Here is a 16,455-nt window from a genome sequence, read left to right as displayed (position 1 = left end):
GTTGACGAGAGAGGGGGTGGGGGTGAAGAGTTTATGAAGGGAGGGGGGAGTTGGGATGAAGAGGTGGGGGTGTTGAGGAGAGAGGGGGTGGGGATGAAGAGTTTATGAAGGGAGGGGAGTTGGGATGAAGAGGTGGGGGTGTTGAGGAGAGAGGGGGTGGGGATGAAGAGTTGGGTGCGTTGACGAGAGAGGGGGTGGGGGAAGTTGTTTTTGAAGTGGGATTGACCGGTGCTTTGCGTGATCTTACTTTAGGGTGGTGAAGGGGCAAGAATATTTTAAAATAGGAGGTATCTGTCGCGTTTGATGCAACATTATCCTTTGTGGTGTCGTGATCTGAAATCAGCAGGGGAATTGGCTAGAGTAAGAAGCTGTATTGTTGACAAACCTATGTTTACAAAGTGGTGCGGGGGGAATTTGAAAGTTTCGTTTGGCTGCTTTCTGTAAATGTGGAGAAGCATCAAAACGTTGATCCGTAAAATAAAAACGTATGTCCGTAAAATGATGCGGAGAATTTATGCTTTGTGTGCACTTTTGCTTAATCAGAAATCAACCATAAGATTGCTTTTTGTTTTTTCGGCTGGAGCTCTCTAAAATTTTTCAAAAGAGTGTGTTCTTTTTCGCTGTATGTTTCTTGATCATAGTGTGCGGTATGTGTTGAAAGATTTTCTTTTGTGGCAATATCTGCATAAAAAAAGCTTATGGGAACATCCAGTTTTTGGGCGATTTTGAGTAAACACCCTGCGCTTACACGATTGAAGCCTTTTTCATATTTTTGGATTTGTTGGAAACTGACACCTAAATAGCTTCCTAATTCTTTTTGGGAAAGGCTCATTGAAATGCGTCTGTGGCGGATTCTTTTACCTATCAGAATGTCGATAAAATTTGGATTTTTAGTTGGCACTTCAAGCCCCCCCCTCCGGTTGCGAGCGCCCTCGCATTGGTATTCCGGGAGTCTAAAAGTACTGAACCCTAGTCAGCTTTTTTGCTTTTAGTGCGGAAACGCACCTGGACATAGCAAAAACTCCCGGAATTCCGGGATACCCACAAGAGTGGGTTCAATTGTACGCTAGGGTTTAGGGCTTTTAGTTCCCTGTTGATCGTTGCGTGGACGATCAAAATTACACTTTAAGTGATAAAGTAATTTCAGAAGATTGGCAAGAAAAATCAATATCCCATAAAATGGCGTGATTTTGAGGGGTGTGGAGTGCTGGTTTGAATTTGACTTAAGGGGGTATATGAATGGAATAATATTAATTGTTACTCTTTTGCTTAATCAGAAATCAGCCACAAGATTGCTTTTTGTTTTTTCGGCTGGAGCTCTCTAAAATTTTTCAAAAGTGAATGTTCTTTTTCGCTGTATGTTTCTTGATCATAGTGTGAGGTATTTTTTTCTACTGAGACATCTTCTTTTGTCACAATGTCTGCATAAAAAAAGCTTATAGGAACTTCCAGTTTTTGGGCGATTTTGAGTAAACACCCTGCGCTTACACGATTGAAGCCTTTTTCGTATTTTTGGATTTGTTGAAAACTGACACCTAAATAGCTTCCTAATTCTTTTTGAGAAAGCCCCATGGCAATTCTTTTTTGACGAATTCTTTTGCCTATCAAAATGTCGATAAAATTTGGATTTTTAGTTGGCACTTCAAGCCCCCCTCCGGTTGCGAGCGCCCTCGCATTGGTATTCCGGGAGTCTAAAAGTACTGAGCTTAATCAGCTTTTTGCTTTTAGTGCTTAAAGCACCTGGACATAGCAAAATCTCCCGGAATTCCGGGATACCCGCAATGCGGGATAAATTTATGTATTAAGCTTTCGGGCTTTTAGCTCCCTATTTGATCGTTGCGTGGACGATCAAAAACACGTGCTTATCAATAAAGTAATTTCAGGAGATTGGCAAGAAAAATCAAAATAATCTCAAAGACTATAAGATTGGGTACTTTTTAAAAAAGTGCGAAATATGGATTATAAATCGCGTCTTTTGCTTAATCAGAAATGTCGATAAAATGTGGATTTTTGGTTTGCATTTCAAGCCCCCCTCCGGTTGCGAGCGCCCTCGCATTGGTATTCCGGGAGTCAAAAATACTGAACCTAAATCAGCTTTTTGCTTTTAGTGCTCATCGCACCTGGACATAGCAAAAACTCCCGGAATTCCGGGATACCCACAAAAGTGGGATAAATTCATGTTTTAGGTTTCGGGTTTTTGATCCCCTATTGATCGTTGCGTAGACGACCAAAATTACAGTATTCATTTATAAGGCAATTTCAGGAGATTGGCAAGAGAAATCAAAATAATCTCAAAGTCTATAAGATTGGGTACTTTTTAAAAAAGTGCGAAATATGGATTATAAATCGCGTCTTTTGCCTATCAGAATATCGATAAAATTTGGATTTTTGGTTTGCACTTCAAGCCCCCCTCCGGTTGCGAGCGCCCTCGCATTGGTATTCCGGGAGTCAAAATACTGAGCTCTAGTCAGTTTTTTTGCTTTTAGTGCTTAAAGCACCTGGACATGGCAAAAACTCCCGGAATTCCGGGACACCCACAAGAGTGGGCTCATTTTACGCTAGAGCTTAGGGTTTTTGAATCCCTCTTGATCGCTGCGTAGACGATCAAAATATCTTTTAAGTGATAAAGTAATTTCAGAAGATTGGCAAATGAAAATAGTTTTTATTTATAAACTTTATTTTTTAATGAGAGGCTTTCCGCCTCTCAAACTCTCCGGAACGCTCACCAAAATCATGAGATCAGACCCGCGTTTAATGAGGGGACTAACAATCCTAGGTTCTTAAGGTCAAGGAGACCATTACATGGCGCGCCTAACGGCGTCCTTGACCCCCAGAACTTAACGGCTTGTTTTGTCCCTCTCACGCGGCTCCGAAATCATGATTAGAAGGGGAGCTTATAGGGGGAGTGATATCAGGCATATCAATTTATCAAGGTGTTTTTAGAGTGTATGATGAGTATTTTAGGCTGGATTTTTTTGTCGCGTTTGATGAAATAATCTCGTTTGAGGGGTGATCTGAAGTGCTTGGGGGAGATTGGCTAGGCAAGAAGCTGGGGTAATACTATTGTTTATAGAGTGGTGCGGTGTGGAAGTTTCATTTGGCTTTATTCTGTAAATATGTAAAAGCGTGAAAACGGAAATATGTGAAAAAGGAGTAGAGGATTTGTGCATTGTGTATGCTTTTGGCATGGCATGGAATGTGGAGAGATAAATGGGGGAAAGAGTTTCTGTGAATGGAGTGGTAAGCTGGGATGAAGCCTGCGGGAGATTGAAGGGAGAAGAGGTTGTGGGAGCGGAATAGGAATGAACAGACTAGAGGGGGGTAAGAGGCGGTGGTGCGAAGGGATGCGTGAAGGATGGTGTGAAGGAGATAGCGCTTTGCTTTTATGGTACTTGATGAAGTGGTTCATTTGAGGGGGGCTGAAGTCCGTGGATGTGGGGTGATCTGAAGTGCTTGGGGGAGATTGGCTAGGCAAGAAGCTGGGGTAATACTATTGTTTATAGAGTGGTGCGGTGTGGAAGTTTCATTTGGCTTTATTCTGTAAATACGTAAAAGCGTGAAAACGTATATTCGTGAAAAAGGAGTAGAGGATTTGTGCATTGTGTATGCTTTTGGCATGGCATGGAATGTGGTGAGATAAATGGGGGAAAGAGTTTTTGTGAATGGAGTGGTAAGCTGGGATGAAGCCTGCGGGAGATTGAAGGGAGAAGAGAGTGTTGTGGGGGCGGAATAGGAATGAACAGACTAGAGGGGGTAAGAGGCGGTGGTGCGAAGGGATGCGTGAAGGATGGTGTGAAGGAGATAGCGCTTTGCTTTTATGGTACTTGATGAAGTGGTTCATTTGAGGGGAATCTGAAGTGCTTGGGGGAGATTGGCTAGGCAAGAAGCTGGGGTAATACTATTGTTTATAGAGTGGTGCGGTGTGGAAGTTTCATGTGGCTTTATTCTGTAAATACGTAAAAGCGTAAAAACGGAAATGTGCAAAAAAGGAAAAGGCTTTATGTCGTTAGAGGCGTTGTGGTTAATGATACGCAATGTATAGGGATCGTGTTTTCGAAGGTAGGAAGAACAACATAAATGGAAGGAGTGGCTTAGAGGAAGCGTGTGAAGAGAGAGAAAATGGGGAAGGCTGTATGGGAAATGCGTAGAGTATGAAGTGTGGGGCAGTGAAGCATGTTGTGAATGGTGAGTGAAGAATGGAGAAGGTTTTTGAGAAAAGGAAGGGCTTCTGGCGTGGGGGAGTGGTGTTTATCTGAAGGGCACATGTTTAAGGTGTGGAAGGTGAGGAAAAGTTGGAGAGAGGATGATTGTTCGTAAGTTGTGGAGGGATTAGTCAGAGGTGTTGGGAAAATGCTTTAGGGGAAAAAATTAGCGTAATTTCTTGTCACACTGAAACCAAAATCATCATAAAAATTGAAGGAAATTAGCGGGTAAAATTGGTGAAAAAAAGTTTTGATTCTTAAGGTGTGGGATGATGTTTTTTGAGAGCATGGAAGAGTAAACTTGAAAAACCTTTCCCTTTTTGTGGAATTTTTATTCACAAACTTAAGAAAATAGGGTATGAACGCTGGAAATAACGCGCTGCTTAACAAAATATGTGCACTGTAAAGGAAATGTTTGTTTATGTCAAAAGAAGAAGTTTTAGAATTTTCTGGTATCGTTACTGAACTCTTACCTAACGCGATGTTTCGTGTGAAACTGGAAAATGATCATGAAATTATTGCTCATACCGCTGGTAGAATGCGGAAAAATCGTATTCGGGTGTTGGCCGGTGATAAAATCATGGTGGAAATGACGCCTTATGATTTGACAAAAGGGCGCATTACATATCGCTATAAGTAGCATCGTGGGTGGCTTGCACTTTTTTCTAAAAGCTATCATATTATTTCTATTATTTTTTTAACAGTTTTTTAGCTTGCTTTTCATGAGTGAAAAAAGAGGAGTGTTTGAAGCGCCTTGAAAGACTGTAAAATCGTTGCGGAAAAAGGATAAGGAGATCAATAGCGCTTAAAAGGAAGCGCTAAAAGGGCGCTTAAAAGGGGGCGCTTAAGGGGGTGAGAGAGAAGTCGATTGTGAAGGGGTGGAAATGAGAAATATAAGAGAGTGGGGGGAAAAACGTTTGGCAGATACTCTTACAGAAGAAATTCATTTGGTGCTTGCCTCCGCTTCACCAAGGCGTTTAGCGCTCTTGGCACAAATAGGGATTGATCCCCAGCAGGTTTATGCAAGCGATATTGATGAAACGCCAAAATTAAAAGAACATCCTGCAAACCTTGCCAAACGTTTGGCAAAAGAAAAAGCACTGAAAGCCCAAAAAATTTTGCGCTGGTACAGTCAGAATGGTCAAGACGAGTTGCAGAATGGTCAAGAAAAATTACCTGGACAGAAAATGATTATCTTGGCGGCTGATACGGTGGTGGCTGTTGGGCGGACCATTTTCCCCAAACCAGAAAGCGAGGATGAGGCTTATGAATGTTTACGATACCTTTCTGGGCGTTCGCATAAGGTCTATGGTGCCATTTGTGCGCTCAATGAACGTGGAAAAATAACCGTAAAATTGGTTGAAAGTCGTGTTCGCTTTAGACGCTTAACCTCTGCCATGATGAAGGCTTACCTTGCTTCAGGAGAATGGCAAGGGAAAGCAGGTGGCTACGCTATCCAAGGAAAAGCAGGGGCTTTTGTTGTCCATATCACGGGTTCTTATTCTAATGTTGTGGGATTGCCTTTGGCTGAAACAGCCGATCTCTTGACCGCTTATCACTATCCACTTTTCACTCACTGGGCTGAACAAACGCATTAGAAAAACTCTAAGGTAAGATCAATGCAAGGTGAAAAGCAACAAAAAGAGAAAAGCAAAAATGAAAAAAAAGCAATAGAAGAAAAGTTAATGAAGAAGCCAATGACAAAGGTGTGCCAAGAACAAAAAGAGCTAAATTTGCAAAAAGAGACCCGTCCTCCACATCCTTGTCCTATTTGTGGTCAGATGTCACAAAAATCTTCTTATCCTTTTTGTTCCACACGGTGCCGAGCTATTGATCTTAATCGTTGGCTTTCAGGCTCTTATATTTTACCACCCCCACCACAAGTAAGTGATGAAGAAGAATAAAGAGTTCTCTTGAGAAAAGAACGCTCAAGCGTTTTTTGTGTGGAAACTGAAGGGGAGGCGCGCGGGATTATCCTATATCAATCTATTTAAGAGCTGGATTAACGGCTTGCTTATTATCGTCATTCGCAAAGACGCAGATTAAGTTCAATCAACGATGGAAGTTTTAATACATATCTAAGACTTATCCCCAAAGGTTTTGTTTACCATGGATAATTATAAATTGCTTTGTTGCAGGAAGGTTGTTGGTGCTTTGTTGCGTGAAAGTTGTTGGTGCCTTTAGGGTATGAGAGAAAAATTGATAGTTCAATCAGTATTGCTAACGAAAAAGAAGGGGTGCGTGTTTTGGTGCAAAGAGACGGGGTAACAAAAAATAGCTTGTTGGTGCTTTGTTGCGTGAAAGTTGTTGGTGCCTTTAGGGTGTGAGAGAAAAATTGGTCATCTAATCAGTATTGCTAACGAAAAAAGAGGGGCGCGTGTTTTGGTGCAAAGAGACGGGGCAGTAAAAAATCGCTTGTTAGTGCTTTGTTGCGTGAAAGTTGTTGGTGCCTTTAGGGTGTGAGGAAAAATTGGTCATCTAATCAGTATTGCTAACAAAAAAGAGGGGTGCGTGTTTTGGTGCAAAGAGATGAGGCAGTAAAAAATCGCTTGTTAGTGCTTTGTTGCGTGAAAGTTGTTGGTGCCTTTAGGGTGTGAGGAAGAATTGATCATCTAAGCAGTATTGCTAACAAATAAGCAGTATTGCTAAGGAAAAAGAGGGGCGCGTGTTTTGGTGCAAAGAGACGGGGCAATAAAAAGTTGCTTGTTGGTGCTTTGTTGCGTGAAAGTTGTTGGTGCCTTTAGGGTGTGAGAGAAAAATTGATCATCTAATCAGTATTGCTAACAAAAAAGAGGGGTGCGTGTTTTGGTGCAAAGAGATTGGGCAATAAAAAATCGCTTGTTGGTGCTTTTGCTGGGTAATGGTATGGTGTCATTTGGGGGCTGGATTGATTATATCGTGATTTTGACCGTATCTGTGTTCACGTGGAAAGCTGATCAATATGACGTCGCTTTTATTGGAGCGGCAACATTATTACCTGGTATCGTTCTGTCTAAGCCAATTGGAATGTTGGTAAGTCACCGTTCTATGATCCATTGGTTGCGGGCGTCACTGCTGTTACGGGCACTCTGTACTGTCGGTTTATTGATGGCGACGAGTCTGCAAGGATTTATTATACTGGCAGTTATTCGAGCGATATTCAACAGTCTAGCCATGCCTGCAATTTCCGTTCTCAGTGCAAATTCGGTGCCTGAAAACGGACGGACTCGTTACTATTCTGTGCTTAACATGATCAATAGCGCGGCAAAGATGATAGGACCTGCTTTGGGGAGTGCTCTGTCTGTACTTTTATCAGATACCTATACTTTATTGTTTTCTGGATTTTTGACATTGCTAGGCTTTATGGTGTTTTGTTGTCTTGGTGCACAACCTGTCTCGTCACTCATGATAAAAACAGCGAATACCATAAAATCAAAGCAGAGGCTTTATGGGACAACTTGGTATGCCTATGTGGCGGTGATGTTTGTGTATTTTGCCATGATCTTTATGGTGAATAATCAGTTGCCGGTTATTCTTAGTGCAATGAAAATGAATAAACAGGCTCTTGGGACGCTGGTATCGGCTTCGGCAATCGGTAATTTTCTCTATGGATTTTGGAGTGTGAAACAATCAAAGCATAAACCCCTTACAGGCAAAATATCAGAGTTGTTAATGCCGGCAATGTCAACAATGATTGGTTTTGTCATGATCTCAGTGTGCTTTTTTTACTTTGATTTACTCCGTATTGAGACTTTATTGCTCTGTTTTTTCCTTATTGGAATGGTTAGCGCTTACTTTTCCATATCTTCTAATGTTTATCTGGTAAGCAATTTCAATGAACAGATTGGATTGGCTTCCGGATGGGTGCAGTCTATACAAAATTTAGCTATGTTGGTGGCGCCGTTTGTTGGAGCGTTTGTTTTAGGTCACACTTCGGCTGGAAAATTGTTCCTTCTTTCTGGATTGAGTGGATTATTCTGTTTATTGGCTATCAGGATATTGGTGAACCGTTCTTTGTTAATTGTTCGATCTCAATGATTGGCTCATCAATAAAACAAATGTTTTAAATCATTTTTCTGAGATTTAGAGGACGTGGAGATAATCCAACATAGAGCAGCTTTTTCAACGTTATAGATTCAATTTTTGATTTTTACTTAAACGCTCATATGTTTTTTTCGGGGCTTTGCCTTCTTGATACGGTTCCACTGTCTCGTAAACGCAATAGGGGGCATGGTTTTGAGCGACAATGTCATTTTTGTTTAACTCCGCTTTGCTACAAATAGTCAAACTTAAAAACTCAGCTGCCAATCCTTAATCAGCTTGACTTGAAGCAATAATGGAAACAGAAAACGAGGAGCTATAGTGTGAATTATCTTATATGCCGTAAAATATCATTCTTGGAGGTATGGTGATATCAGGTATGGGAAACTTTAGGCAGGGGGTATGTTAATTGTTGTGCTTTTGCTTAATCAGAAATCAACCACAAGATTGCTTTTTGTTTTTTCGGCTGGAGGTCTCTAAAATTTTTTAAAAGGGTGTGTTCTTTTTCGCTATAGGTTTCTTGATCACGGTGTGGGGTATTTTCTTTTGTTGAGATATCTTCTTTTGTAGCAATGTCTGCATAAAAAAAGCTTATAGGAACTTCCAGTTTTTGGGCGATTTTGAGTAAACATCCTACGCTTACACGATTTAAGCCTTTTTCGTATTTTTGGATTTGTTGGAAACTGACACCTAAATAGCTTCCTAATTCTTTTTGGGAAAGCCCTATTGAAATGCGTCTGTGGCGGATTCTTTTGCCTATCAAAATGTCGATAAAATGTGGATTTTTAGTTGGCACTTCAAGCCCCCCTCCGGTTGCGAGCGCCCTCGCATTGGTATTCCGGGAGTCTGAAAACACTGACTTGACTCAGCTTTTTGCTTTTAGTGCTCATCGCACCTGGACATAGCAAAATCTCCCGGAATTCCGGGATACCCGCAAAGCGGGATAAATTCATGTGTCAAGTCTTCGGGTTTTCAGTTCCCTATTGGTCGTCGCGTATATGACCAAACTTACAGTATTTATTCATAAGGCAATTTCAGGAGATTGGCAAGAAAAATCAAAATATTTTTGGATCTCAAGAATTATCCTCTTATGCTGTGAAAAAATGCTTTTTGAGGTTGATATCAGGCATATCAATTTCCGTATCTAGGTATGGGCGCGTGTGTGTTGAATATTTTAGGGGTGGGCTTGTTTGTAGCGCCTTTTGAAGCACTCTCCTTTGAGGGGGCGTGATCTGAAGCTTATATTTTAGAGGGATTAACGAATAATGTTGATTGTTGTGCTTTTGCTTAATCAGAAATCAACCACAAGATTGCTTTTTGTTTTTTCGCTTTGAGCTCTCTAAAATTTTTCAAAAGAGTGTGTTCTTTTTCGCTATATGTTTCTTGATTGTGGTGTGAGGTATTTTCTTTTGTGGGAAGATCTTCTTTTGTAGCAATATCTGCATAAAAAAAGTTTACGGGAACTTCTAGTTTTTGAGCGATTTTGAGTAAATACCCTACGCTTACACGATTTAAGCCTTTTTCGTATTTTGGATTTGTTGGAAACTGACACCTAAATGGCTTCCTAATTCTTTTTGGGAAAGCCCTATTGAAATGCGTCTGTGACGGATTCTTTTGCCTATCAAAATGTCGATAAAATGTGGATTTCTAGTTGGCACTTCAAGCCCCCCTCCGGTTGCGAGCGCCCTCGCATTGGTATTCCGGGAGTAACAAGTACTGAACCCTAGTCAGCTTTTTGCTTTTAGTGCTTAAAGCACTTGGACATAGCAAAAACTCCCGGAATCCCGGGATACCCACAAAAGTAGGCTCAATTGTACGCTAGGGTTTAGGGCTTGTCTTCCCTCTTGATCGCTGCGTAGACGACCAAAATTACACTTTAAGTGATAAAGTAATTTCAGGAGATTGGCAAGAAAAATGAAAATAATCTCAAAGGCTATAAGATTGGGTACTTTTTAAAAAGTGCGAAATATGGATTATAAATCGCGCTTTTACCTATCAGAATGTCGATAAAATATGGATTTTTAGTTGGCACTTCAAGCCCCCCTCCAGTTGCGAGCGCCCTCGCATTGGTATTCCGGGAGGTTGAAAATACTGAGCTCAGTCAGCCTTTTGCTTTTAGTGCGGAAACGCACCTGGACATAGCAAAATCTCCCGGAATTCTAAGGATATTCGCAAAAGTAGGCTCAATTGTACGTTAGGGTTTAGGGCTTGTCTTCCCTGTTGATCGCTGCGTAGACGATCAAAAATATTTTTAAATTTGTAAAGTAATTTCAGAAAATTGGCAAGAAAAATGAAAAATTTTCTATTCTGTTATACCGTAAAACGGCGCTATTTGAAGGAGGAGTGAAGAGCTTGAATATTCAGGATAGGGCTTGATTTGTTGAGCCTGGTGAAGTGCTGTCTTTTTTGGGGGGGTGGAGACTGTAAGGTACTAGGCAAAAAGCTGGGTTCGTTTTCAGAACAGTGTTTACAGTGCAGCGCGGGTGGTGATGTGGAAATTTTATTTGGCTGACTTCTGTAATAACGTAAAAGCGTTAAAACGTATATCCGTAAAATGATGCGGAGGATTTGTACTGTGTATGCTTTTATCATGGCGTGGAATGTGGTCAGAAAACTAGGGGACGCATTTGTGAATGGAGCGGGGAAAGCTGGGATGAAAAGGGGTGTTAAATGCATTTTCTGGAGAAGAGTATGTGGAGAATATTTGGAGGAAGGGCTTATTTGTCTTGTCTGATGAAACAGCATTTTTTGATATGTGGGATAGCCGTATGAAATAATCAGCAGGGGAAGCTGATAGACAAGAAATCAGATTTTTGCAGAGCAGTGTTTACAGAGCTGTGCGTGGGGTGAACCTTTCGTTGGTTGTTTTCTGTGAATGTGTAAAAGCGTAAAAATGTGAATCTGTAAAAGTGAAGAGGAGGATTTATGGATTTATGCATTGTGCGTGTTTTGGGGGCACGTTGGGTTTTTGCATGGATGGGGTGAGATAAATGGGGGGAGAACGAGAGCTTGTTAATCGAGGAGGGAAGCTGGAATGAAGAGTGCTGTAAGTTGTAAGTGTGTGATGGGAGAGAAAAAGGAGTGCGTGGAATGGGAGAGTGCCTATGGACAAGGGGGAGGGTGTGGATAAGAGGCGGGGTAGTGCAAAGGGATGGTGTGAGGGTGATAGAAGAGGGAGGTGAGGCTTTTATTAAAGGGTGTTGTGGTTTTGAAAGGGGGTGAGAATGGAGAAAATGCCCTGGAAAGTCTGGTGACGAGGGAAGTTAAAAGGGATGAGAGCAGGGCTCGAAAAAATAACTGGGAAAGGGAGCCGTGGTGGGGAAATGAAAAAAAACTTTCTCACCCCCAGTTGTTTTCAAAGGGGAGTGAGGGGCTTATCAAGAAGAAAAAAGCTAGTTTCTTTTCATAATCTTCCAAGTTTTTCCATCAGACATATACATAATCTTTTGACCTGTGGTTATCTTTTGTGTGCCGTGAGTGGTGTGAAGCGTAGAACTGAAAGCCGCTAGATGATCTATAAAGATTGATTTCCACTTAAATGAATCAGGAGATGGCAAAAAGATATTGGGTGCCCAAGAACGATTTTTTGAACGAATAACGACAAGCTCTTTTTGTTTCAAAACGTTAGAAATTGTTTCTGCAGACAGATCTTTCTCATTGGAAATGGGTATTTCTGGTTTAGTAGTAGGCGAGGCTAAACCTCCAAAGTCGCTTATACTTGTCATGCAAAAGTTGGATGTACATGATGTTTGGATGAAGTCAGAATCTTGACACTTTCCTTGATTAGAAGCTTTCAGACTCCCTTCGTGTAGCTTGTTTTGTTTTATGCCTTGAGGCTCAAAAAAAATCGAACTTTGTGGACTTAAATCATAACAGGAGGAGAGATGTCTCTTCCAACGAGAATGGTCTTCAACAAAACTTGAAGATTTACGGAGTTGTCCAAATGTATTTGGTACTTCTATGGTCCCAATATTCACTTTTTTACCCGTTATAAAATCGACTACTGTCGCTGTAACTAGATTTCCATTTTTTTCAACATATAATCGATATCTGCGTCCCATCTCCCATGGAAAGTTAATTTCACATCGTACTCCTGAACCTTCCTGAGTAAAATGCTTACATGTATTACCCTTCCATCCCGTTGCATTCCAGATAGAAAAATGAATGGTACGGCCGCTCCTGTTGAAAAAACCAATTTGTCCACTTTTTCCATTTTGGAATTCAAATTTATTTCCCCAGAAATAGATGGAGTTAGGCCCACCATCGTAATTTACTTGCTGGGTGAAAATAAATAGATCAAATGATGCATTTTTAAGCCATTCATGCTCTATAGTAATAACTTTGCCGGCAAAAATGGCATAGCTTGGTTTACTTATCAGAAGGAATAAAAGTATTAAAATAACCTTTTTTACAGTATGGTACATACTCAAATCCTCTATCTTAATAAAAATAGTGTAACTTTATAAGTATTAAATCATATATTCAATGATTTGTTAAGTAAAATTAGAGAAAATACTTTAATGTTTACTCTAAACTATATGCTGTAAAGACTACTTTGTTTAAAGTGTTTTTGCATGCTCCTTTTCTGCTGTTCAAATTTAAGTTTAATGGTGGAATTTAGGGGTGATGGTTTAAAAAGGGGAGTGATGATGGGGGGTATAAGAAAAGTTGCGGTTTTTATTTAAAATGATAGCGTATTTTTTTTCTCCCTCTTGCTATGAGGCTTGTAGAAACCCATATTCTTTTTAGCACTATGGTTCTTCTTCATGCTGCTTTTTTCGCGGTGTTTTTTAGAGGCTGGATAATCCTTTCTGGATGTTTCTTTTGTGGAATATTGGAGAGGTTAAAGTGTGGTGATGGCTTGAGATTTAAGGAAAAAAAATGAACTTGGAAAAATATAGCGAACGCGTGCAGGGTTTTTTACAATCAGCACAAAATAGCGCTCTTGCTTCTGATCATCAGCAGTTTTTGCCGGAGCATTTCCTGAAAGTGTTGTTAGACGATTCTCAAGGATTGGCTGCATCGCTTATCCAAAACGCTGGTGGTGATCTTACTCTTATTCAAAAGGCGCTAAAAGAAGCACTTGATGCTTTGCCTAAAGTGCAGGGGGGAAATGGACAGCTCTATCTTTCGCAGCCATTGGCAAAAGTTTTCGCGCTGGCTGAGGATATTGCGAAAAAAGCCGGTGATCAGTTTGTGACCGTGGAGCGCATGTTGCAAGCGCTGATCATGGAAAAGACCGCAAAAACAGCCGATATTTTAACAAGTGGAGGATTGACCCCGCAAGCGCTTAATCGGGCAATTAATGCGCTGCGGAAAGGAAAAACAGCAACAAGCCCCCATGCTGAAGGACAATATGATGCCTTGCAAAAATATGCCCGGGATCTCACAAAAGATGCCCGTGAAGGAAAACTCGACCCTGTGATTGGGCGAGAAGAAGAAATCCGCCGCACTATTCAGGTGCTTTCACGGCGTACCAAAAATAATCCCGTGTTGATTGGTGAGCCTGGGGTGGGGAAAACAGCTATCGTGGAAGGGTTGGCATTGCGCATTGTTAATGGCGATGTACCTGAAACTTTGCGTGATAAACAGCTTCATGCGTTGGATATGGGAGCGCTTATCGCTGGTGCAAAATATCGTGGGGAATTCGAAGAGCGCCTTAAAGCGGTGCTGGCAGAGGTGCAAGCTGAAAATGGTCAGATCATTTTGTTTATCGATGAATTGCATAATCTTGTTGGCGCTGGAAAATCTGATGGTCCTATGGATGCTTCTAACTTGTTAAAACCTGCTCTTGCACGCGGAGAACTTCATTGTGTGGGCGCTACTACGCTCGATGAATATCGAAAATATGTCGAAAAAGATGCTGCTCTTGCACGCCGCTTCCAACCTGTCTTTGTACCTGAACCCTCTTTGGAAGATACTATTTCTATTTTGCGCGGTATTAAGGAAAAATATGAACAACATCACAAAGTGCGCTTGGCTGATAGTGCTTTGATTGCGGCGGCGCGTTTGTCTAACCGCTATATTACGGATCGCTTCTTGCCGGATAAAGCTATTGACCTTATCGATGAAGCGGCGGCGCGTTTGCGCATGCAGGTCGATTCAAAGCCGGAAGAACTCGATGCTGTTGATCGGCGTATTTTACAGTTGAAGATCGAACGGGAAGCTTTGAAAACAGATGTCGAGCCAACAGCAAAAGAACGTTTGAAAAATGTGCAGGAGGAACTGAAAACATTGGAACAACAGTCCGCTGAGATGACAAGTGCTTGGCAGGCTGAGAAACAAAAATTAGGGCATGCTGCTGATTTGAAAAAACAACTCGAAGAAGCCCGTAATGCTTTGGCTATTGCACAACGTGATGGACAATTCCAACGCGCTGGAGAGCTCGCTTATAGCGTTATCCCTGAACTCGAAAAACAATTGAGTATTGCGGAAAATGATGACCAACAAAATCATCTCGTTGAAGAGACGGTTACTGCTGAACATGTGGCGCGGATTGTTTCACGCTGGACCGGTATTCCTGTTGATCGAATGCTGGAGGCAGAACGGGAGGCGCTGTTGCGGATGGAAGATGAAATTAGCAAACGTGTGATTGGTCAGGGAGAGGCTGTTCAAGCTGTTTCTCGTGCTGTACGTCGTGCGCGTGCAGGGTTGCAAGATCCCAATCGTCCGCTTGGCTCTTTCATGTTTTTGGGTCCTACTGGTGTGGGGAAAACCGAATTAACCAAAGCTCTTGCCGCTTTTCTTTTCCAAGATTCCAATGCCATGTTGCGCATCGATATGTCGGAATATATGGAAAAACATGCTGGGGCGCGGCTGATTGGGGCACCTCCTGGATATGTTGGATATGAAGAGGGTGGGGTGCTGACGGAGGCTGTACGTAGAAGACCTTACCAGGTCATTCTGTTTGACGAAATTGAAAAAGCACACCCTGATATTTTTAATCTCTTGTTGCAAGTGTTGGATGAGGGACGCTTGACTGATAGTCAAGGACGTACCGTTGATTTTCGCAATACCTTGCTGATTATGACTTCTAATCTTGGTGCTGAGTTTTTAACTGCTTTGCCTGAAGGACAAGCAACAGATCAGGCAAAAAATGATGTTATGAATGTCGTTAAAGCGGCTTTCCGTCCTGAATTTTTAAACCGTATTGATGAGATTATTCTCTTTCAAAGGCTGCAACGTCACGATATGGAAGCTATCGTCGATATTCAGATAGAACATTTGCAAAATTTGCTCAATGAACGCAAAATAACTTTGCAAATCGAGCCAGAGGTGAGAAAATTTCTTGCCGATAAGGGCTATGATCCGCTCTATGGTGCGCGTCCGCTTAAACGGATTATTCAAAAAGAAATTCAAGATCCACTGGCGGAAAATATCTTATTTGGAAAAATTCACGATGAGACAACGGTGAAAATTACAAAACAAGGAGATCGGTTGGAATTTTTGCCTGAAGATTAAGTTTGGAAAAATTCATGGTATAAAGGGCGGTGATAATCCTATTATGTGATAAACACCGCTCTTTGAAGCGTGCTGATTTAGAAAAATCACGATGAGACAAGCGGTATTTTATTGCAAAGCAAAGGGAGTGGCTGGTGTTTTTGCATGTTAAATCAGCGTTTTCGAATATCGTAGGATTCTTTTACTTCTGTTTGTCGTGAAAACTATTTTCTTGCAATGTTATAAGTGAAGTCACAAACGGGATTGCTTTATTGCTTTGTGCGTAAAAACGTTAAAGAGAAATGCCGTTTATCCGCCGTAAAACATTGCTCTTTGAAGGGGCTGTGTGTGTTGGTTTGAATGTGACTTAAGGGGGATATGAATGGAATAATGTTGATCGTTGCGCTTTTGCTTAATCAGAAATTAGCCACAAGATTGCTTTTTGTTTTTTCGCTTCGAGCTCTCTAAAGTTTCTCAACAGAGTGTGTTCTTTTTCGCTATAGGTTTCTTGATTGTGGTGTAAGAGGGTTTCTTTTGTGGGAAGATCTTCTTTTGTGGCAATGTCTGCATAAAAAAAGTTCATAGGAACTTCTAGTTTTTGAGCGATTTCTAGTAAACATTTGGCACTTACACGGTTTAAGCCTTTTTCGTATTTTTGGATTTGTTGGAAACTGACACCTAAATGGCTTCCTAATTCTTTTTGGGAAAGCCTTATTGAAATGCGTCTGTGGCGGATTCTTTTGCCTATCAAAATGTCGATAAAATGTGGATTTTTAGTTGGCACTTCAAGCCC

Annotated in this window: 11 protein-coding genes and 1 pseudogene; 6 read left to right on the top strand and 6 right to left on the bottom strand. The window is 41.3% G+C overall.

Annotation, left to right across the window (positions count from 1 at the left end; all coding sequences use genetic code 11):
* Nucleotides 1-535: 535 nt before the first annotated feature.
* The gene (locus ACFIKX_RS01365) at nt 536-901 is read right to left on the bottom strand and encodes a helix-turn-helix domain-containing protein (protein WP_375629130.1); all 366 of its coding nucleotides are present in this window, start codon (nt 899-901) and stop codon (nt 536-538) included.
* Nucleotides 902-1,269: 368 nt separating this feature from the next.
* Nucleotides 1,270-1,641, bottom strand: a complete 372-nt coding sequence (locus ACFIKX_RS01360; protein WP_375629127.1) for a helix-turn-helix domain-containing protein — start codon at nt 1,639-1,641, stop codon at nt 1,270-1,272.
* A gap of 2,982 nt (nt 1,642-4,623) precedes the next feature.
* Between ACFIKX_RS01360 and infA the strand changes: the two genes are divergently transcribed.
* The 4 genes from infA (at nt 4,624) to ACFIKX_RS01340 (ending at nt 8,219) form a co-directional block, all read left to right on the top strand.
* Complete coding sequence (infA, locus tag ACFIKX_RS01355; protein ID WP_004857577.1) at nt 4,624-4,842, top strand: translation initiation factor IF-1; 219 nt, start codon at nt 4,624-4,626, stop codon at nt 4,840-4,842.
* A gap of 244 nt (nt 4,843-5,086) precedes the next feature.
* Nucleotides 5,087-5,800, top strand: a complete 714-nt coding sequence (locus ACFIKX_RS01350) for a Maf family nucleotide pyrophosphatase (protein WP_375611669.1) — start codon at nt 5,087-5,089, stop codon at nt 5,798-5,800.
* A 21-nt stretch (nt 5,801-5,821) separates the two neighbouring features.
* Complete coding sequence (gene yacG / locus ACFIKX_RS01345; protein ID WP_375629124.1) at nt 5,822-6,106, top strand: DNA gyrase inhibitor YacG; 285 nt, start codon at nt 5,822-5,824, stop codon at nt 6,104-6,106.
* A 904-nt stretch (nt 6,107-7,010) separates the two neighbouring features.
* A complete protein-coding gene (locus tag ACFIKX_RS01340) occupies nt 7,011-8,219 on the top strand; it encodes an MFS transporter (protein ID WP_375629135.1) in 1,209 nt (402 codons plus the stop codon).
* 427 nt (nt 8,220-8,646) lie between these two features.
* Here ACFIKX_RS01340 and ACFIKX_RS01335 read toward each other — a convergent pair whose 3' ends face one another.
* Together ACFIKX_RS01335 and ACFIKX_RS01330 are read right to left on the bottom strand one after the other, a co-directional pair.
* Nucleotides 8,647-9,018, bottom strand: a complete 372-nt coding sequence (locus tag ACFIKX_RS01335; protein WP_375629121.1) for a helix-turn-helix domain-containing protein — start codon at nt 9,016-9,018, stop codon at nt 8,647-8,649.
* A gap of 491 nt (nt 9,019-9,509) precedes the next feature.
* Nucleotides 9,510-9,880 (bottom strand): annotated as a pseudogene (locus ACFIKX_RS01330) (helix-turn-helix domain-containing protein).
* Nucleotides 9,881-11,400: 1,520 nt separating this feature from the next.
* On the opposite strand from ACFIKX_RS01330, the gene ACFIKX_RS01325 reads away from it, so the two are divergent.
* Nucleotides 11,401-11,631, top strand: a complete 231-nt coding sequence (locus ACFIKX_RS01325; RefSeq protein WP_375629118.1) for a hypothetical protein — start codon at nt 11,401-11,403, stop codon at nt 11,629-11,631.
* Here ACFIKX_RS01325 and ACFIKX_RS01320 read toward each other — a convergent pair.
* The gene (locus ACFIKX_RS01320; protein ID WP_375629115.1) at nt 11,615-12,646 is read right to left on the bottom strand and encodes a DUF3472 domain-containing protein; all 1,032 of its coding nucleotides are present in this window, start codon (nt 12,644-12,646) and stop codon (nt 11,615-11,617) included. The two genes, ACFIKX_RS01325 and ACFIKX_RS01320, sit on opposite strands and share 17 nt — an antisense overlap.
* Nucleotides 12,647-13,103: 457 nt before the next feature.
* On the opposite strand from ACFIKX_RS01320, the gene clpB reads away from it, so the two are divergent.
* Nucleotides 13,104-15,683, top strand: a complete 2,580-nt coding sequence (gene clpB / locus ACFIKX_RS01315) for an ATP-dependent chaperone ClpB (RefSeq protein ID WP_375629112.1) — start codon at nt 13,104-13,106, stop codon at nt 15,681-15,683.
* 391 nt (nt 15,684-16,074) lie between these two features.
* Here the strand turns inward: clpB and ACFIKX_RS01310 are convergent, their stop codons facing one another.
* Nucleotides 16,075-16,446, bottom strand: coding sequence for a helix-turn-helix domain-containing protein (locus tag ACFIKX_RS01310; protein WP_375629133.1), 372 nt, complete (start codon nt 16,444-16,446; stop codon nt 16,075-16,077).
* Nucleotides 16,447-16,455 lie beyond the last annotated feature (9 nt).

It is taken from the genome of Bartonella sp. CM86QHHN (assembly GCF_042194695.1).
In the GTDB taxonomy this organism is placed as follows: Bacteria; Pseudomonadota; Alphaproteobacteria; order Rhizobiales; family Rhizobiaceae; genus Bartonella.
This window is presented reverse-complemented; position numbering and strand designations above follow the sequence as displayed.